The sequence below is a fragment of the Vibrio sp. YT-16 genome (assembly GCF_033337405.1).
Taxonomy (GTDB): Bacteria; Pseudomonadota; Gammaproteobacteria; order Enterobacterales; family Vibrionaceae; genus Vibrio; species Vibrio alginolyticus.
Window position 1 is genome coordinate 12,599 of record NZ_JAWOQQ010000006.1, and the last position, 19,992, is coordinate 32,590.

Below are 19,992 nucleotides of genomic sequence, written 5' to 3' on the forward strand. Positions count from 1 at the left end.
TAAAAATTGTACTCGTCAAACTTTTAAGACGATGGAGACAAAGCGTTTCTAACTCGCATAGAAAACACTTCGTCATTCTTAACGAATAACAAAAGTGTATACCCTAACCGTGTAAGTTTCCGGTCAGCTCAAAATAAGAAATCCATTCGTTAGGGAAATTCTTGCAATGCGGTAACAAAAACAAAGCAGTTGGTATAAAATGATGGGTTTGAATGACAGTTAATTTAGGAACGATCGGCAATGGCTGAATACGTATATACCATGTCGCGGGTGAGCAAAATTGTGCCACCTAAGCGTCAAATTCTTAAAGACATCTCTCTGAGCTTCTTCCCTGGTGCGAAAATCGGTGTTTTAGGTCTGAACGGTGCAGGTAAATCCACACTGCTACGTATCATGGCAGGTATCGACACGGATATCGACGGTGAAGCGCGTCCACAACCTGGTCTAAACGTAGGTTACCTACCTCAGGAACCAGTATTAGACGAATCAAAAACCGTTCGTGAAGTTGTTGAAGAAGCGGTTGCTGACGTTGCTGACGCTCTGAAACGTTTGGACGCAGTCTACGCAGCATACGCTGAACCAGATGCAGACTTCGACGCACTTGCAAAAGAGCAAGGCGAGCTAGAAGCCCTTATCCAAGCGAAAGATGGTCATAACCTAGAAAATGCGCTTGAGCGTGCAGCAAACGCACTACGTTTACCTGAATGGGACCAAAAAATTGCGCACCTATCAGGTGGTGAACGCCGCCGTGTGGCTATTTGTCGCTTGCTACTTTCTAAGCCAGACATGCTATTGCTTGATGAACCTACCAACCACCTAGATGCAGAATCAGTTGCTTGGCTAGAGCGCTTCTTAGTGGATTACACAGGTACCGTAGTGGCCATCACCCACGACCGTTACTTCCTAGATAACGCTGCGGGCTGGATCTTAGAACTGGACCGTGGTGAAGGTATCCCATGGGAAGGCAACTACACCTCATGGCTGGAGCAAAAAGACGCTCGTCTACAACAAGAAGCCTCCCAAGAGAGTGCTCGCCAAAAGACTATCGAGAAAGAGCTTGAGTGGGTACGTAAAAACCCTAAAGGTCGTCAAGCGAAGTCAAAAGCACGTATGGCTCGCTTTGAAGAACTGCAAAGCTCTGATCACCAAAAACGTAATGAAACCAATGAACTGTTTATCCCACCAGGTGAGCGTCTAGGTGATAAGGTCATTGAAGTGAAGAACCTAACTAAGTCATTTGACGGTCGTGTTCTGATTGATGACCTGTCATTCAGCATCCCTAAAGGTGCGATTGTTGGTATCATCGGTGCGAACGGCGCAGGTAAATCGACGCTATTCAAGATGTTAAGTGGTACTGAACAACCAGACTCGGGCACAATTGAGATGGGCGATACAGTAAAACTGGCATCGGTCGATCAGTTCCGTGACAGCATGGACGATTCTAAAACCGTATTCCAAGAGATCTCTGAAGGTGCTGATATCATTAAGATCAACAACTTCGAAATCCCAGCTCGCGCATACTGTTCACGCTTTAACTTTAAAGGCAGTGACCAACAAAAGATTATTGGTGAACTATCGGGTGGTGAGCGTAACCGTGTCCACCTTGCGAAGCTGCTTAAAGCGGGCGGTAACGTGTTGCTACTCGACGAACCAACCAACGACCTTGACGTTGAAACACTGCGTGCTCTAGAAGAAGCATTACTAGAGTTCCCTGGTTGTGCAATGGTTATCTCGCACGACCGTTGGTTCCTTGACCGTATCGCAACCCACATCATTGACTACCGTGACGAAGGCCAAGTTAACTTCTACGAAGGTAACTACACAGAGTACATGGATTGGTTGAAGAAAACATTGGGTCCTGAAGCCGCAGAACCACACCGTATCAAATACAAGCGCATTGCGAAGTAATCGCAACCCACAAAGTTTGATTGTAATTTGTACAAAGGCCGCTATCATAGCGGCCTTTGTTTTCTTTGTTATAAAAAGAGCTCATTAGCCCGTCTCGTTCGTTAAGAACATGACATAGCACTTACGTCACTCTGTAGCGACCTCGACACTTTTCAAACAACAATCGAACATTTTTTGTTCGTATTGATATACTATTCAATTCTGTTTGACGACCTGACGAGAATATTCATATGACAGAGAGACGACGCTTTTCACGTATTCTCCATCAAGCTCCAGCTAAGATAGAACAACGTGACTTGGCAATTGAAGCTAGGATTCAAGATCTTTCCTTGCATGGTTTACTCATGAAAGTGGAAGAGACTGAGGCTTTGGATCCAACCCTTCCAGTCCATGTGACTTTTTCATTTGATCAATCCGAACAAGTGATTACGTTAAAAGCGCAAATTGTGAATGTCTCTAAGTGTGAGATTAGGTTGAAGATCGCTAAGATAGACATCGAAAGCATTAGCCAACTAAAACGATTTATAGAATTGAATGTAGGCAATAACGACCTTCTGAATCGAGAGTTAGAGCACCTCTCAGGTTTTTAGGAGAAAAATAAATGAACGCCTATTTAAGTAACAATAACTATGTCTAAAAAAATCATCATGCAGATCCCGACGAAAGACGGCGATCAGCAGTTCTATTTGGGCCGCAGTTCGGTCCTAGCAGTATTTGCTTCAGTATTGTCATTACCCGCCGTCGTTGGTGGCGCGTGGTACCTTAATCAGCAGCAGATGCACAATAAAGACGAACTAACACAAATCATCGCCAAACTGGAAAGTGAAAAGGCCGAAGTGACGGCTCTTTACGAAGAACAGCTTGATACCAATCATTCGCTTTCCCAGTCTTTGACGGACAAAAACAATCAAATTCAGCTATTGGGCAAACGGGTATTCGACGTTGAATCGGTTTTAGGTCTCGCAGACGAAGAGTTGATGATCGATGAGAACAGCATGGGGTTAGAGGAGCGAATTGACGCAGCCGCTATCGATTCTGCTGTTCGCGCGACGATGTTCCGTTTGATACCAAATGACAGTCCAGTCACATACCAACGTATTTCTTCTTCTTACGGCAGTCGTATTAATCCGATTTCAGGTAAGAGGCATGTTCATACTGGTATCGATCTGACTTGTAAAAGAGGAGAAGAGATCCTGGCACCGGCTGACGGTGTGGTGGAAACCGTTCGCCCGAGCAATCGTGGTTATGGTAACTATGTCACCATTCGTCACTCATTTGGCTTTATGAGCTCCTTTGCTCATCTACAACGCTTCAAAGTGAAAAGCGGTCAGTTTGTTAGTAAAGGCGACATCATTGCTCAATGCGGTAACTCTGGCAACTCCACAGGGCCACACTTGCACTATGAAGTACGCTTCCTCGGACGAGCACTCAACCCTCAATACTTAATGGAGTGGACACCAGAAAACTTCAATGACGTCTTTGAAAAAGAGAAAAAAGTGAAATGGGGACCTTTGGTTCAATTGATTGATAACGTTGTACGCCTACAAGTCAATTTAACCAATTCACCCTATCGCGATACCAGTATCAACACAGTATCAAGTGAAGATACGAGTAATACTGCGACGAACTGATTTGTCCATCAACACGAAAAAGAGCAGCTTACGCTGCTCTTTTTGTTTCGGACTCTGCACGGCTAAATGACCCGTGATTAGCCGCGATGAATATTATCATTCGCCTGTTTGAGTAAGTTTTGGCTCTCATTCATAAATTGTTGAGAATAAGTACCAAACCAATCACTCACCTGCTTAAAGCTTTCGATGAATCGCGCTTTGTCTCTGCTATCCAGAATCGCTACCGCATCACCTAAACGCTGATGGAATCGCTTGATCATATCGATATTCTCTTGAGAAGAGAAAATGATATCACCGTACAAGTTCGGATCCTGACCAAACAGTCGTCCCACCATCGCCAATTCAAGGCGGTAGATTGGCGAGCTTAACTTCAACAACTGATCGATGTTCGGGTTCTCTTTGCTAAGGTGCATACCGTAAGCAAACGAAGTGAAGTGGCGCAACGCCTGAATCAACGTCATGCCATGATCGTGCTCTTGTGCATCGATTTGGCACAAGCTTGCGCCCCAAATTCCAAACTGTTGCAATAGCCATTGGTAATGCTCGTGACCACGACCATCACAGTACACAATAACCTGCTTGGCAAGGCTCGGAACATCTGGGCCAAACATTGGGTGTAAACCAACTACAGGACCTTGGTGCACATTCAACATTGCTTGCAGAGGCTTCGACTTGATAGAAGTCAGGTCACACAGAATGCAGTCTTGCGGCAAGTTCCCCAGTTTTTCGATCACCCCTTCCGTTAGATGAATCGGCACCGTGACCACGACTAAACCCGCGTTGTCTAGAATCTCATCCGCATGATCCCAGTCTTTACTGCCGAGAACTTTGACCTGGTAGCCCGACAATTTGAACATACGCCCAAACAGGCCACCCAATTGACCATTACCACCAATAATAACAACTGAGCGTAAATCAGGGTTCAAACACTTAAAACCGGAATCTTTCTCGCTGGCATAAGACTCACGCATTGTTCGACGCAGAATATCTTCAATAAGCTGTGGAGGAATTCCCATTTTTTCAGCTTCAGCGCGACGAGAAGCTAACATCGCCGCTTCGCGGTCTGGAGCATAAATTGGCAAACCATGTTCGCTTTTTACTTCCCCAACTTTCTCTACGAGCGCTAAACGCTGAGCCAATAGCTCCAACATTTGCTTGTCGACTGCATCAATCTGATCGCGTAATGCGTTAAGTTCAACTGCCATTGATGTTCCTTAAATCCTGTATTAATTAGCCTTTAGACGATTTTCTAAGAAAGGCACTAGCTCTTCATGTGCATGACGTAATAGTGCCTCAGTTGAATCCCAATTGATACATGCGTCAGTGATAGATACACCGTATTTCATCTCTTCAAGAGCTAAGTCAGAAGATTGATTTCCTTCATTGATATGGCTTTCAATCATAAGACCGATAATAGATTTATTGCCTTCACGGATTTGATGAATCACATCCTCCGCGACTAATGGCTGGCGACGGTAATCTTTACGTGAGTTGGCGTGACTGCAATCCACCATTAATGAAGCATCAAGACCAGATTTCGCCATCTCTTGCTCACACTCAGTGACTGATACCGAATCGTAGTTAGTTTGCTTGCCGCCACGTAAGATCACATGTCCATTAGCATTGCCCTGGGTGGTCAACAGTGCGACTTGTCCCTCACGGTTAATTCCCATAAAACGGTGGCTAGAGGACGCAGCTTGCATCGCGTTAATTGCGGTTGCCAAACTGCCATCGGTGCCATTCTTAAAACCGATTGGCATAGACAGGCCGCTTGCCATTTCACGGTGAGTTTGTGACTCCGTCGTACGAGCACCGATGGCTGCCCAGCTAAAAGTATCCGCCAAGTATTGTGGGCTAATTGGGTCTAGAGCCTCAGTCGCGAGCGGGATTTCCATCTCTGCCAACTCCACCAGAAGTTCGCGTCCAACATGCAGACCGTGTTCAATATCGAAACTGCCGTCTAGGTGTGGGTCATTGATCAGGCCTTTCCAGCCGACCGTGGTGCGCGGCTTCTCAAAGTAAACACGCATAACAATATACAGTTGGTCACTTAGTTGTTCAGAGAGTGCTTTAAGTCGCTTTGCGTAATCCTTCGCCGCTTCTACGTCGTGGATAGAACATGGACCGCATACAACAAGCAGGCGGTGATCCTTCTTGTGAATAATATTAGCGATAGTTTGACGAGACTCTTGAATAAAGCGACGTGCTTTTTCACTCAAAGGAAGCTTGGTTTTTAGTTCCTCCGGAGTAATAAGAACCTGTTCTTCGATAATATTAATATTGCTCAACTCACTTTTCTGCATAACTCTAACCTGTATATTTATTTTTACACCCAACCAAACCTTTGGTGAGACAACTAAGCTTTAACGACAAGATAACAGGCTAAAAAAGAAAAACAAGCGTACAGAATAAAAAACATTTAGTGTAAACTTAAGCTTACAGTCAAATAAAAAGCCAAAGTATAATTAACTTTGGCTTCTCATCGCTGTTTTGAATCTTTTACAAGAGGTTTAGCTAGTCAAGCGTTTCATCGCTTCACTCGCCGCTTTCCACTCTTGAGATAGCTTAAGTTCGCTTGGAGAAAATGACTGTTTTTTCAGTAATCCATCCGCGAGTGGCACGGTTGAAACCGGTAAGTTGTCTAATACCTCAACGTGCGCTTCTCGTTTATTACACATTAACAACATATCGCAACCAGCTCTCAATGCTTGAGCACCTCGCTCGGCTGAGCTGCCCATAATCGCAGCGCCTTCCATGGTCAAGTCATCCGAAAAAACCAAACCTTTAAAACCCAATTGCTGACGCAGGACCTGTTTTAACCAGTATTCAGAACCGCTGGCTGGTTGAGCATCATAATGTGGGAAAATCACGTGAGCAGGCATCATGGCATCTAAAATACCGGCATCAATTTGCGCTTTGAAGATCGCCATATCTTGTTCAAAAATATCACTGCGCTCATCGTATGGTGTTTCTAGATGTGAGTCTGCAATCACGCCACCATGTCCAGGGAAGTGCTTGCCTGTCGTTGCCATGCCAACACTCTTCATTCCCTGCATATATGCAGTGCTATAGCGAAGAATGGTATCGGCATCTTCACCGAATGCGCGGTTACCGATCGCTTTACATTGATGGCCTTGGTCAAGTACCGGGGCAAAGCTTAAATCAATATCATGGGCAATCAGCTCTGCTGCCATTAACCAACCGCCCATACGAGCAAGCTCTTCACCATTTTGATGTTTAGCGTACTCATCAGCAGCAGGAATTAATGAGAAACCTTCACGAAAGCGCTGCACTCGGCCGCCTTCTTGATCCACACCGATCAAAAACGGGCGCTTAGCCGCCTTTCGGATGGATTGAGTAAGTGCTTGAAGCTGTTCGCTATCATGATAGTTGCGAGCAAATAGAATTAAGCCACCAACCGTAGGATGCTCCAAGATTTCTTTGTCTTCAGCGGTCAGTTCATACCCCGCAACGTCAACCCATAACGGTCCCATGTTTTCTCCTCAAAATCGGCTGAATATCTCGTATTCGATGAGGTTATTCGCTTCAGATTTGCTTTACAATAAGTGAATGAAGAATTGACGAGATCGGCTATGAAATTTAACGAACTGTACATTGGTGTGATGTCTGGAACGAGTATGGATGGCGTTGATACCGCTCTAGTTGAAATAAGCGATGAGCATGTTCGCCTGATTGCGCACGACGACTACCCAATGCCCGCAGCGCTAAAAGACATGCTGTTATCTGTTTGTACCGGTCAAGCAACAAATTTAAAAACCATAGGTGAACTTGACCACCAGCTCGGCCACCTATTTGCAGATGCCGTGTTACAGCTGCTCAATAAGTCTGGTTACGTCGCAGAGCAAATTCGTGCGATTGGTAATCACGGTCAAACAGTGTTCCATCAGCCTACCGGAAACTTGCCGTTTACCACTCAATTGGGCGATGCCAACATTATCGCGGTCAAGACAGGCATTGATACGGTAGCGGATTTTCGTCGTAAAGACATGGCGCTAGGTGGACAAGGTGCCCCACTCGTCCCTGCTTTCCATAAAAGCATTTTTGCGATGCAGGATTCCACAACTGTGGTGCTTAACATTGGAGGCATTGCCAATATCTCGGTACTGCATCCAGAACAACCAGTCATTGGCTATGACACAGGCCCGGGCAATATGTTGATGGACGCATGGTGTGCGCTGCATACTGGGCAAAGCTTCGACGAAGATGCACAATTTGCACTTAAAGGAACGGTAAACGCTACTTTGTTGACTCAATTACTCAAAGAAGCTTACCTCGCCATGCCTGCCCCTAAAAGTACCGGGCGAGAACTGTTCAATATTGACTGGCTGCATCAACAACTGGCCCATCACAATTTACCAATCGAAGACGTACAACGTACACTTTGCGAGTATTCTGCAATTACCATTGCCAACGAAGTCGACAAGTTTTCTCATGGCATCACACCTCAACTATTGGTCTGTGGCGGTGGAGCAAGAAACCCGCTTTTGATGCAACGACTGGCCAAGTTATTGCCACAATGGAGCGTTGCGACAACGGCAGAAAAAGGTGTTGATGGCGATTACATGGAAGCAATGGCGTTTGCTTGGCTTGCGCAGCGCCATATTCACGGCCTCCCTAGCAACTTACCGGAAGTTACGGGGGCAAGTCGTCTCGCTTCACTGGGTGTACTCTATTCAAAAAATTAAGGGCAATAGATCCTAAACAAAAAGGCTTAATTCATTATGACGAACGATGCACTTATCGCAGCTTTATCCCATCTGGTATCTGAAGGGCGAAATCCAGACACCATGGACATCGACTTGCTGCCTTCTCTCGATATTGTTCAACGCATCAACCAACAGGACAAACTCGTTCCTCTTGCCGTTGAAAAAGTATTGCCTGAGATCGCTGAAGCCGTTGATAAGATCACGGAAGCATTTAAGGTCGGAGGTCGGTTGTTTTACATCGGTGCGGGTACCAGTGGTCGACTTGGCGTTTTGGACGCTTCAGAATGCCCACCAACTTTTGGCACAGATCCAGAGATGGTCGTTGGTATTATTGCCGGTGGAAAAGAGGCAATGTTCCGTGCAAAAGAAGGGGCGGAGGACGATCCAGCATTGGGTGAGCAAGATCTTAAAGAGAATACGCTAACACAACGCGATGTCGTCGTTGGTATTGCGGCAAGTGGACGAACACCTTACGTGATTGGTGGCTTAGAGTATGCGAACGAGCTTGGTGCCACCACTGTAGCACTATCTTGTAACCCTGACTCTCCGATTGCAGATATTGCTGATATTGCGATTAGCCCCGTTGTTGGACCTGAAGCGTTAACGGGATCCACTCGCTTAAAATCAGGGACGGCACAAAAACTCGTACTGAACATGCTCACTACCGCAAGCATGATTCGCCTAGGCAAAAGTTATCAGAACTTAATGGTAGATGTGAAAGCGACGAATGCAAAGCTAGTTGCAAGAGCGGCTCGTATTGTTATGCAAGCAACAGATTGTACTAACCAAGAGGCTAAAACGGCGCTCAAAGAAACGGACTACGACGCCAAGTTAGCGATTTTGATGATTTTAACCGGGCTGGATAGAGAAAGCGCGACTGAGCAACTGAACGCCAAGCAAGGATATTTAAGAAAAGTCGTGATCGCGCAAACTAATCAATCTTAATCAATAAAGCGCCTCACTTATTTAAAAGTCAGGCGCCTTTTATGGCTTAATTTAGTAGTTCAATCGTTCAATGTGAGTAATACCGACTTTACCTTCAAGGTCACTGAACATATGAACTATTGCTGGGTATGGTTGTGCTCCAGGGTAGACAACTTCTGCATTACAGAAAAACGCATAGTTTTGTCCGGCTACGACTTGAGTAGCCACAACCAAAGGGGAGTATTTGACACCGACAAACCCCTCGATACCTTTAGCAAATACTTCTTTATTCTCTGCTGTGAGTTCATGAAATGGACTCCAGCCACCAGCCATTTGCGTTGACATAATGTGATTCCTTTTTTTGCTGTGCTCACTATCAAGCAATATGAACATAGTTTAACAAGGAAGATTTTGCCACATTTATGTGATGCAGACAGTGTAACAACGGCTTTATTGACTATTAATTTGAGTATTCATTCCAACCACGTTGCCATTCCATGCGGAATTTTTGCGCTTGCTCAGTACCTTCACAAACCCCTTCGTAATACTGACCAGATAACCCCATTTGATACGCAAAAGCAGGATTACAGTACTCACGTAAACCTTCTAAATAACCTTGGTCGTAGTCATTTTGCTTAACACTACCCAACTCACGAAGCTCGCTCATCGTGCGCGATGTGTGTCCGGTTATACCATCTTGATATCCGATCTGATGCCAATCTCCCGACTTGGCAAGATCTGCTGTCGTTGCTGTGCATCCTGCAAGTAAAGCCAGTGCCAGACCTACCGTTACCTTTTTCATGGTTCTTCCTTAAGTAATTGTTTTCAAAAATAAGCTTACCACTAATTATTGGCGCTTGCCGCTGAGCTTGCAGATTTAACCACTGATGACTCAAATCAGCCGCTCAAGACTGTCATCAACCTTTCGCCATTTTTAAAAACCGCTCAAGCAGCATATCGACCACTCAGTGCTCTATTCGACCACTCATCTACTAACCGAATGCATTTAACACAAGTGACGCATAACATGCATCCTGAGATTAAAAAATTACCCTACCCAACTAAGACCAAGGACAATTGCTATGATGTGGTTTCTAACCTGTGTCGCAGCCCTAATCGGCGGATATTTCATCTACGGCGCTTTCGTCGAGAAGATTTTCGGCATCAATGAAAAACGCCAAACGCCAGCTCACACCAAATCGGACGGTGTTGACTTCGTTCCAATGTCAACAAAGAAAGTTTACCTAGTTCAACTACTTAACATCGCAGGTGTGGGTCCAATTTTTGGCCCGATCATGGGGGCACTATACGGTCCTGCGGCGATGCTTTGGATTGTAGTCGGTTGTATTTTTGCTGGTGCAGTACACGATTACTTCTCAGGCATGCTTTCAGTGCGTAACGGCGGTGCATCTGTACCTACCATTACAGGTCGCTACCTAGGTAATGGCGCAAAACACTTTATGAATATTTTTGCCATTGTCCTATTGCTTCTAGTTGGCGTAGTGTTCGTTTCAGCCCCTGCTGGCATGATTACTAACCTCATCAATGATCAAACAAGCTTGAGCGTAAGCATGACTACAATGGTTATTGCTATCTTTGCTTACTACATCATTGCGACGATTGTTCCTGTCGATAAAATCATTGGTCGTTTCTACCCACTGTTTGGCGCCCTACTTATCTTTATGTCTGTTGGCCTAATGACAGCCGTTGCTTTCTCTAGCGAACACACAGTAATGGGTGACTTCCAAGTTTCGGACATGTTCTCTAACCTCAACCCAAATGACATGCCGTTATGGCCTGCATTGTTCATCACTATCGCATGTGGCGCTATCTCTGGCTTCCACGCAACTCAGTCTCCACTGATGGCGCGTTGTATGGAAAATGAGAAAAACGGTCGCTTCGTATTCTACGGTGCAATGATTGGTGAAGGTGTTATCGCGCTAATTTGGTGTGCTATCGCTCTGTCTTTCTTCGGCTCTCTAGACGCTCTATCAGAAGCTGTGAAAAACGGTGGCCCTGGTAACGTGGTATACAGCGCATCATTTGGTCTGCTAGGTGTGTTCGGTGGTATCCTTGCGTTCCTGGGTGTGGTTATCCTACCAATTACGTCTGGCGATACAGCGTTCCGTTCAAGCCGCTTGATCCTTGCTGAATACTTCAACATGGAACAAAAAACGCTACGTAACCGTCTACTGATGGCACTTCCACTGTTCGTTATCGGCGGTATCTTAACTCAAGTAGACTTCGGCATTATCTGGCGCTACTTCGGTTTTGCAAACCAAACAACAGCGGTAATGATGCTTTGGACTGCGTCCGCTTACCTACTGCGTCACAACAAGCTGCACTGGATTACCACTATCCCAGCTATCTTCATGACCACGGTATGTGTCACGTTCATCTTAAACAACAGCTCGCTAGGTTTTGGTCTGCCAATGCAACTATCAACTATCGTAGGTATTGTGTTTGCCCTAGCTGTGACAGGTTACGTTATCAAAACCTCTAAGGGTAAAGGTGAAACTGAACTGGCTGACGAAGAGAAACCACAAGCCGTATCAGAAACAGCGTAATACTCGTCACATCTGAGTGACTAAGATAGGAGCCTGCCAATTGCAGGCTCTTTTTGTTTTATACCCAAGTCACTTTAAGGTTCAGAAAGCACAGCGCAGCATCATTTACTTAGCTGTTCTTATCTATCTGAGCCAAGCATCTTGAGGTTACTTAGGTATACAATAACAACATTGATTCTAGGTTAGGTTCACTATGGAACTGGTCATCTCCCTTTTACAACAGATGTGTGTGTACTTAGTTTTGGCTTACATGCTAAGTAAAACGCCAATCATCTTACCTTTGCTGAGTATTTCTTCGCGCTTAAGCCACCGCCTAATTTGTTACGTACTCTTCTCTGGCTTTTGTATTCTCGGCACCTATTTCGGTCTGCACATCAACGATGCTATTGCCAATACTCGTGCGATCGGCGCAGTTATGGGCGGGCTGTTTGGTGGACCTGTTGTAGGTTTCGCCGTCGGATTTACTGGTGGCATCCATCGATACTCTCTTGGTGGCTTTACTGACCTAGCCTGCGCAATTTCAACCACCGCCGAGGGCGTAATTGGTGGCTTGCTCCACGTTTACCTTATCAAGCGAAATAAAGGCGCATTGCTGTTTAATCCAAGCGTCGTATTCAGCGTCACGTTTGTTGCAGAAGTGGTGCAAATGATTTTGCTGCTCGCCGTCGCGAAACCTTTTGATCAAGCCTATGAACTGGTGTCCGCTATTGCAGCGCCTATGATCATCGCGAACTCATTTGGTGCAGCGTTGTTCATGAGTATCCTGCAAGACAGAAAAGCAATCTTTGAAAAGTTTTCTGCGACGTTTTCGCGTCGAGCGCTCACCATTGCTGATCGCTCAGTGGGAATTCTAAGCAACGGCTTCAACACCGAAAACGCAGAGAAAATCGCACGTATTATTTACGAAGAAACCAAAGTGGGCGCTGTCGCGATTACTGACCAAGAAAAGATCTTGGCGTTTGTGGGCATTGGCGATGATCACCATAAACCGAACACGCCGATTTCATCGCAAAGCACATTAGACTCCATGGAGAAAAACGACATCATTTATCTTGATGGTGCGGAGCGTCCATACCAATGCTCCATTGCAAAAGATTGCAAGCTCGGATCTGCGCTGATCATCCCACTGCGTGCAGGGAAAGAGGTCATTGGTACCATAAAGCTGTATGAACCGAAGCGTAAATTGTTCTCGACGGCCAACATGTCGATGGCGGAAGGAATAGCCCAGCTTCTATCTAGCCAAATCCTTTATGGCGATTACCAACAACAACAAGCCTTACTCGCCCAAGCAGAAATAAAATTGCTTCACGCTCAGGTGAATCCACACTTTTTGTTTAATGCACTCAATACTATTAGTGCGATTACTCGTCGTGACCCTGACAAAGCGCGCGAGCTAATCCAAAATTTATCGCACTTCTTCCGCAGCAATTTAAAGCAGAACATTAATACCGTGACGCTAAAGGAAGAGCTTGCACATGTGAACTCGTACTTGAGCATCGAAAAAGCGCGTTTTACGGACCGCTTAGAGGTTGAAATCGATATTCAACCTGAATTGCTGGACATCAAATTACCAAGCTTTACACTCCAGCCTTTGGTTGAGAATGCCATTAAGCATGGCATTTCAAACATGCTTGAAGGTGGTAAAGTTCATATATACAGCGAAGCACACCCACAAGGTCACTTGATTACCGTCGAAGACAACGCAGGCAGTTTTGAACCGCCAAAAGAAAACCACTCAGGGCTAGGTTTAGAAATTGTCGACAAACGTCTCACTAATCAATTTGGACGTGATGCAGCGCTAAAAATTACGTGCGAGCCACATCAATTTACTAAAATGAGCTTTATCATTCCCCCAAAATCATAAAAGCACGCTGAAGCAATAAAGGTAATGTTGGATGTTAACCGCACTCGTCATTGATGATGAACAGTTTGCTCGTGAAGAGCTAGCAGAGTTACTGGATGAAACAGGCCAAGTTGAGGTCGTGGGCGATGCCTCAAACGCAATCCTTGGCCTAAAAAAAATCAATGAACTTAAGCCTGATGTAGTGTTTCTCGATATCCAAATGCCTCAAGTCACGGGGATTGAACTACTTGGGATGCTTGATCCAGAAACCATGCCTTATGTGGTTTTTGTCACGGCTTATGATCAGTATGCGATTCAAGCATTTGAAGACAATGCCTTTGATTACTTGCTCAAACCTGTCGACCCATGCCGGTTAACTAAAACGGTCAAACGACTAAACAAAGTCATTAGCCAATCCGCCCTAACGCAACAACTGTCTGCTATTACACCTGACACGTTGGCTCAGATACCGTGCATCGGACACAACCGCATCGTTATCATGGCCACCGACACGGTGGAATGTGCTTACAGTGATATCAGCGGCGTGCATGTACGCTCCACCAGCCAAACCGCGAGCACCCAACTGACATTAAAAACGTTGGAAGAGAAAACCCCTCTAGTCCGCTGCCATCGTCAATACTTAGTCAGTATTAAAGCGATTAGCGAAATCAAGTTACTGGAAAATGGGTTAGCGGAAATCATTACCAAAACAGGCTTTGAGATACCAGTAAGCCGCCGCTACTTAAAGGTGCTCAAAGAGATGCTCGGCATTAGCCACTAACACAAAAACTTCACACATCATCGCTGAGTTTCCGCTAGCGTATAAATAGGACGCTCTGAAAAGACGAGGCGATGATGTATAAAGTTTTATTCATATGTAAGCACAACGCTGGACGAAGCGTCCTCGCGGAGTCAATCGCAACCAATATCCTGCCAGCAGATTTTAGTGTCACCAGTGGAGGCTCACATCCCACAGGCAAGGTGCACCCAGTGGTACAAAAATATTTAGATGACCACCAACTCCCCATTCCGCATATCCACACGCATTCATGGGAGGAGCGAACTCAGTTTCTTCCCGACATCGTTATTATTCTCTGTGATTCTTTACATAAAGAAACCGCTCCTCAGTGGCTTGCAGGTGGTGTTCGAGTAAACTGGCAAGTTGATGCTTTTCCGACCGATGGTTCTGATGAAGACATGTACGCACATTGCGAAAAGGTTGCTCAATCGCTTGAGCGAAGAATCACGAAGATGTCTGATATGATTATCGATGGTTTAGGAAAAGACCAAATTCGTGATTACCTAAATGAGTTAAGAGAGATGTAAAAAAGGCGACCCACAGGTCGCCTTTTGAATATTCGATAAATGGAGATTAATCCACTTGCTTGATTTGCAGTTCTTTAGGTACTTCAAAGAACATATTCTCTTCGCGACCAAGTACTTCATCAACCGCTTCGGCACCAACGAGTTCTTTGATTCGCTCTAGAATCTGATTAACGAGCTCTTCCGGAGCAGATGCTCCCGCAGTCACGCCGACCTTTGTTTTGCCTTCGAACCACTCAGGTTTGATATCTTCCGGACAGTCGGTTAAGTAGCCAGGTGTCCCTAGCTTTTCAGCTAGCTCTTTAAGACGTGTAGAGTTTGATGAGTTTTTAGAGCCCACCACAACCATCACATCTACGTCACCAGCTAATTCACGTACGGCATCTTGGCGGTTTTGTGTCGCGTAACAGATATCGTCTTTACGTGGACCTTGGATATCTGGGAACACGCGGCGTAGCTCTTCGATAACATCGGCAGTTTCATCGACAGAAAGCGTCGTTTGGCTTACGTAATGAAGATCGGATGGATCTTTCACAATCGCCTTCAGTTTCTCAACATCGGCTGGAGTTTCAACCAAGTACATACCACCGGTTTCACTGGCGTATTGCCCCATCGTACCTTCGACTTCAGGGTGACCTGCGTGACCAATCAGAACCACTTCCATATTACGACGGCTCGCACGCGCCACTTCCATATGCACTTTGGTTACTAAAGGACACGTTGCGTCAAATACGGTCAAATCACGCAGCTTGGCTTCCTGACGAACTGCCTGCGATACACCATGAGCAGAAAAAATCACAATGTTGTTGTCTGGCACTTCGTGCAGTTCTTCAACGAAGATAGCACCACGCTGTTTTAGACCTTCAACCACAAAACGGTTATGCACCACTTCATGACGCACATAAATCGGTGGCTGATACATCTCTAGCGCACGCTCTACGATGCTAATCGCGCGGTCAACACCAGCACAGAAACCACGTGGGTTAGCTAACAGGATTTTCATTTCATTGCTCATGGAAGTTATCTTTTATTTGGTTCGCTATTCTACTGACAAAATTTCAACTTCGAAAGTCACGTCTTGTCCCGCTAGAGGATGGTTGAAGTCCACAGTGACTGAATCGCCTGCAATCTCAGTAATGATGCCCGGGATTTCCATGCCATCAGGGCCACTGAAGGCCATGATTGTACCAACTTCCACTTCTGCATCACCTACAAATTTAGTGCGATCCATATAGTGAATATGATCAGGGTTTGGCATACCAAACGCGTCTTCTGCCTTTAGCTCAATCGCTTTTTGTGCGCCTGTTTCGAGGCCTATCAAGCACTGCTCAAAGTTTTCACTCAAGCTGCCATCACCCATCACAAATTTCGCTGGTTTACCCATGTTATGAGTACTATCTGCAACCGATCCGTCTTTCATTTTAATCGTAAAGTGAAGGGTTACTACCGATTCATTGGTTATTGTTGTCACGTTAATGCTTCCTTGTTCTTGGGTTATTACGCTGTCAGCTTGGTCTTTTTATACATTGATATGCTGATTGGCGCTCCAACATAATAAAAAGCGTCGCTCGAATCAACGGACGACGCTTAGGGTTATTCGATATACCGCAAAAGATTACTTGTCAGCGTCTTTTTTACGGAAGCCATCCAGAATAATCATTGCCGCACCAATACAGATCGCCATGTCAGCAAGGTTGAATGCTGGCCAGTGGTAGTTACCCCAGAAGAAGTCTAGGTAATCAACAACAAAGCCATGAACGACGCGGTCAAACACGTTGCCCACTGCACCACCAATAATCAGTGCATAAGCAATGTTGTTCCATTTTTCTTTTGCTGGAAGCTTACTCATCCAGTAGGTCAAAAGACCCGTAACAACAAACGCGATACCTGTAAATAACCAGCGCTGCCAACCAGCTTGATCGCTCAAGAAGCTGAAAGCGGCACCGTAGTTATGAACGTAAAGTAGGTTGAAGAATGGCAACACCTCAATTCGGTTTGCCCATCCGTAGCCCATGTTGTCCATCACCACCAATTTGATGCCAATATCTGCAATAAATACCAGAATTGCTAACCACAGCCAGCGAACTCCAGATTGCTTTAACGTCAGTGCTTTTTCACTCATTACTTTACCTACAAACAGCCCCAGTAAATACTGGGGCTGTTAATTTAAAAAAAAGTTCAGTCGTTCTAGGCAATTACGCGAATTTACGTACTTCACCTTCGCCGTCTACGTTAGACACACAACGACCACAGATTTTCTCGTGACCTTCAATTGTGCCTACGTCTGGCGTGTGGTGCCAACAACGATCACACTTCTCGCCTTCAGCTGCTGCTACTTCAACAAATAAGCCTTCGATATCTGTGGCTTGTGCTGCATCCGTCTTCTCACCTAGAGGCTTAACTTTCGCCGCAGAGGTTAGTAGAACAAAGCGCAGTTCATCTTCAAGTTTGTTGATCTTCGCCGCTAGTGCGTCATCAGCAAATAGAGTCACTTCAGCTTGTAGTGCACCACCAATGGTTTTCTCTTTACGCGCATCTTCTAGAAGTTTGTTTACCGCACCACGAACCGCTTGGATCTCAGACCAGAATTCGTTGTTCAGCTCTTCACCTTCAGCAAGACCGAATAGACCGTCGAACCACTCACCAGTGAATACGAACTTGTCGCGTTGACCTGGCATTTCGTTCCAGATTTCATCTGCAGTGAACGACATGATTGGCGCCATCCAACGAACTAGCGCTTCTACGATGTAGTAAAGTGCAGTCTGACAGCTACGTTGAGCGTTGCCGCCACGTTTTGCTGTGTACTGACGGTCTTTAATTACGTCTAAGTAGAAAGAGCCCATTTCGATTGAACAGAATTGCATTAGACGCTGAGTCACACCGTGTGTGTTGTACTCTTCGTATGCTTTAACAATCTCTTCTTGTGCTGCTAGTGCACGACCAACCGCCCAGCGATCTAGCGCAACCATCTCTTCAACAGGAACGATGTCTGTTTCAGGGTTGAAGCCGCTCAAGTTAGCTAGGAAGAAACGCGCTGTGTTACGGATACGACGGTACGCATCTGCGCTGCGTTTTAGGATTTCATCAGAAACCGCAACTTCACCAGTGTAGTCTGTAGAAGCAACCCATAGACGAAGAATGTCAGCACCTAGCTTGTTGGTTACGTCTTTTGGCGCAACCACGTTACCGATAGATTTAGACATCTTACGACCCTGACCGTCAACCACGAAACCGTGTGTCAGTACTTGTTTGTAAGGTGCTTCGTCTTTCATCGCAATAGATGAAATTAAAGAAGATTGGAACCAACCGCGGTGTTGGTCAGAACCTTCTAGGTATAGGTCTGCACTGTTGCCGTTGTACTCTTCACGAGCATCAACAACAGAGAAGTGAGTGACACCTGAATCGAACCATACGTCTAGCGTATCTAGCACTTTTTCGTATTGGTCAGCGTCAGCACCTAGTAGTTCAGCGGCATCTACATCCCACCATGCTTGGATGCCTTTCTCTTCAACCAGCTTCGCGACTTTCTCGATCAGCTCTAGCGTGTTTGGATGAAGTTCTGCTGTTTCTTTATGAACAAACAGAGCAATTGGCACACCCCAAGTACGTTGACGAGAGATACACCACTCAGGGCGACCTTCGATCATACCTTCGATGCGGCTTTGACCCCACTCAGGCATCCACTCTACATTCTTGATTGACTCTAATGCTTTAGCACGTAGGCCAGCTTGGTCCATAGAAACGAACCATTGAGGTGTAGCACGGAAGATGATTGGGGTCTTATGACGCCAACAGTGTGGGTAGCTGTGCTCGTAAGCGTGGTGATGTAGTAGTGCACCTTTTTCTTTTAGTACTTCTACTACTGCATCGTTCGCTTTAAATACGTGCTGACCAGCAAATAGCTCTGTATCTGGTAGGTAAACACCGTTTGAGCCAACTGGGTTTGCTACTTCTAGGTTGTACTTGTTACCAACCGCGAAGTCTTCTTGACCGTGACCAGGAGCAGTGTGAACAACACCAGTACCTGAATCAGTCGTAACGTGATCACCAAGGATCGCCGGTACAGTGAAATCGTAGAATGGGTGTTGGAATTGAGACAGCTCTAGATCCGCACCTTTAGCAAAGCCAAGGTTGTGGAAGTGCTCGATACCCGCACGGTCCATTACGTCTTTCGCCAGCTCAGCAGCAACGATAATACGCTCAGCGTTGTCGCCTTCTGTTTGGATAAGCACGTACTCTAGATCATCACGTAGACATACTGCGCGGTTTGCTGGCAGTGTCCAAGGTGTTGTTGTCCAGATAACGATAGATACGTCACCGTGACCTTCATGACCTTCTGTCAGTTCAAACTTAGACAATAGTGCCGCTTCGTCAGCCGTTTTAAAACGAACGTCGATAGATGGCGATACTTTATCTTTGTACTCTACTTCCGCTTCAGCAAGAGCAGAACCACAGTCTGTACACCAGTGAACAGGTTTGAAACCTTTTAGCAGGTGACCATTGCTTGCGATCTTACCAAGAGCACGAATAATGTTCGCTTCAGTTGCGAAATCCATAGTGCGGTATGGCTTGTCCCACTCACCCATGATACCAAGGCGTTTGAAGCTCTCTTTCTGACCTTCAACCTGACCTGCTGCGTATTCACGACATTTCTCGCGGAATTCCGCTGCTGTCACTTTTTGGCCTGGCTTACCTACTTTCTTCTCTACCATTAATTCGATTGGTAGACCGTGGCAGTCCCAGCCTGGGATGTAAGGTGCGTCAAAACCTGAAAGTGTTTTGGATTTAATAATAATGTCTTTAAGAATCTTGTTTAGTGCGTGACCAATATGAATGTCACCATTTGCGTAAGGAGGGCCATCGTGCAATACGAATGACTTTTTGCCTTTCTTAGCTTTACGGATTTCACCGTAAAGATCTTCTTTGTACCAACGCTTAAGCATTTCTGGCTCACGATTGGCCAGGTTGCCGCGCATTGGAAACCCTGTTTCAGGTAAGTTCAGGGTATCTTTATACTCACTCATCGATTCTTAATTCCGTTATATTGGGCGAAAATTAGACATTATGTT

The 19,992-nt window shown here is 45.6% G+C and carries 18 protein-coding genes; 9 read left to right on the forward strand and 9 right to left on the reverse strand.

All coding sequences use genetic code 11. The features are described 5' to 3' along the window. The first annotated feature begins 240 nt into the window (after positions 1-240). The 3 genes from ettA (at position 241) to R7F07_RS12260 (ending at position 3,539) form a co-directional block, all read left to right on the forward strand. Complete coding sequence (ettA, locus tag R7F07_RS12250; RefSeq protein ID WP_005381894.1) at positions 241-1,908, forward strand: energy-dependent translational throttle protein EttA; 1,668 nt, start codon at positions 241-243, stop codon at positions 1,906-1,908. A 230-nt stretch (positions 1,909-2,138) separates the two neighbouring features. After that, complete coding sequence (locus R7F07_RS12255; RefSeq protein ID WP_005381897.1) at positions 2,139-2,498, forward strand: PilZ domain-containing protein; 360 nt, start codon at positions 2,139-2,141, stop codon at positions 2,496-2,498. Positions 2,499-2,537: 39 nt separating this feature from the next. After that, positions 2,538-3,539: a M23 family metallopeptidase gene (locus R7F07_RS12260; protein WP_171342766.1), complete on the forward strand. Its 1,002-nt coding sequence runs from the start codon at positions 2,538-2,540 to the stop codon at positions 3,537-3,539. Positions 3,540-3,616: 77 nt separating this feature from the next. On the opposite strand, the gene tyrA is transcribed toward R7F07_RS12260, so the two are convergent. From tyrA to nagZ, 3 genes are all read right to left on the reverse strand, one after another. Then, positions 3,617-4,744 carry a bifunctional chorismate mutase/prephenate dehydrogenase gene (gene tyrA / locus R7F07_RS12265; protein WP_005381901.1) on the reverse strand — a complete coding sequence of 376 codons (1,128 nt, stop codon included), beginning with the start codon at positions 4,742-4,744 and terminating at the stop codon, positions 3,617-3,619. A 21-nt stretch (positions 4,745-4,765) separates the two neighbouring features. Then, positions 4,766-5,842, reverse strand: coding sequence for a 3-deoxy-7-phosphoheptulonate synthase (locus tag R7F07_RS12270; RefSeq protein WP_005381904.1), 1,077 nt, complete (start codon positions 5,840-5,842; stop codon positions 4,766-4,768). 207 nt (positions 5,843-6,049) lie between these two features. After that, positions 6,050-7,033 (reverse strand): beta-N-acetylhexosaminidase, encoded by a 984-nt coding sequence (gene nagZ, locus R7F07_RS12275; RefSeq protein ID WP_104975871.1) that lies wholly within the window; start codon positions 7,031-7,033, stop codon positions 6,050-6,052. Positions 7,034-7,132: 99 nt separating this feature from the next. Between nagZ and R7F07_RS12280 the strand changes: the two genes are divergently transcribed. Together R7F07_RS12280 and murQ are read left to right on the forward strand one after the other, a co-directional pair. Continuing rightward, entirely contained in the window at positions 7,133-8,245 is a 1,113-nt protein-coding gene (locus R7F07_RS12280) for an anhydro-N-acetylmuramic acid kinase (protein WP_154204830.1), read from the forward strand. A 36-nt stretch (positions 8,246-8,281) separates the two neighbouring features. Then, entirely contained in the window at positions 8,282-9,211 is a 930-nt protein-coding gene (murQ, locus tag R7F07_RS12285) for an N-acetylmuramic acid 6-phosphate etherase (RefSeq protein WP_017636161.1), read from the forward strand. Between the two features lie 51 nt (positions 9,212-9,262). On the opposite strand, the gene R7F07_RS12290 is transcribed toward murQ, so the two are convergent. Both R7F07_RS12290 and R7F07_RS12295 read right to left on the reverse strand, forming a co-directional pair. Beyond that, a complete protein-coding gene (locus R7F07_RS12290) occupies positions 9,263-9,535 on the reverse strand; it encodes a hypothetical protein (protein WP_171342767.1) in 273 nt (90 codons plus the stop codon). Between the two features lie 115 nt (positions 9,536-9,650). Further along, on the reverse strand, positions 9,651-9,992 hold the full coding sequence (locus R7F07_RS12295) for a DUF2799 domain-containing protein (RefSeq protein ID WP_064368998.1): 342 nt from the start codon (positions 9,990-9,992) through the stop codon (positions 9,651-9,653). A gap of 280 nt (positions 9,993-10,272) precedes the next feature. Between R7F07_RS12295 and R7F07_RS12300 the strand changes: the two genes are divergently transcribed. The 4 genes from R7F07_RS12300 (at position 10,273) to R7F07_RS12315 (ending at position 14,926) form a co-directional block, all read left to right on the forward strand. After that, positions 10,273-11,757 carry a carbon starvation protein A gene (locus tag R7F07_RS12300; RefSeq protein ID WP_005381914.1) on the forward strand — a complete coding sequence of 495 codons (1,485 nt, stop codon included), beginning with the start codon at positions 10,273-10,275 and terminating at the stop codon, positions 11,755-11,757. Positions 11,758-11,950: 193 nt separating this feature from the next. After that, positions 11,951-13,621, forward strand: a complete 1,671-nt coding sequence (locus tag R7F07_RS12305; protein ID WP_005381915.1) for a sensor histidine kinase — start codon at positions 11,951-11,953, stop codon at positions 13,619-13,621. Positions 13,622-13,652: 31 nt separating this feature from the next. Then, the gene (btsR, locus tag R7F07_RS12310) at positions 13,653-14,381 is read left to right on the forward strand and encodes a two-component system response regulator BtsR (protein ID WP_064353638.1); all 729 of its coding nucleotides are present in this window, start codon (positions 13,653-13,655) and stop codon (positions 14,379-14,381) included. 74 nt (positions 14,382-14,455) lie between these two features. Then, complete coding sequence (locus R7F07_RS12315) at positions 14,456-14,926, forward strand: low molecular weight phosphatase family protein (protein ID WP_318110515.1); 471 nt, start codon at positions 14,456-14,458, stop codon at positions 14,924-14,926. Positions 14,927-14,972: 46 nt separating this feature from the next. Here R7F07_RS12315 and ispH read toward each other — a convergent pair whose 3' ends face one another. The 4 genes from ispH to ileS form a co-directional block, all read right to left on the reverse strand. Beyond that, positions 14,973-15,938: a 4-hydroxy-3-methylbut-2-enyl diphosphate reductase gene (ispH, locus tag R7F07_RS12320; protein WP_017636164.1), complete on the reverse strand. Its 966-nt coding sequence runs from the start codon at positions 15,936-15,938 to the stop codon at positions 14,973-14,975. 24 nt (positions 15,939-15,962) lie between these two features. Further along, a complete protein-coding gene (gene fkpB, locus R7F07_RS12325; protein ID WP_005381922.1) occupies positions 15,963-16,394 on the reverse strand; it encodes an FKBP-type peptidyl-prolyl cis-trans isomerase in 432 nt (143 codons plus the stop codon). 144 nt (positions 16,395-16,538) lie between these two features. After that, a complete protein-coding gene (gene lspA / locus R7F07_RS12330) occupies positions 16,539-17,045 on the reverse strand; it encodes a signal peptidase II (protein WP_005385948.1) in 507 nt (168 codons plus the stop codon). Positions 17,046-17,118: 73 nt separating this feature from the next. Beyond that, entirely contained in the window at positions 17,119-19,947 is a 2,829-nt protein-coding gene (gene ileS / locus R7F07_RS12335) for an isoleucine--tRNA ligase (protein WP_151514421.1), read from the reverse strand. Between the last annotated feature and the right edge of the window lie 45 nt (positions 19,948-19,992).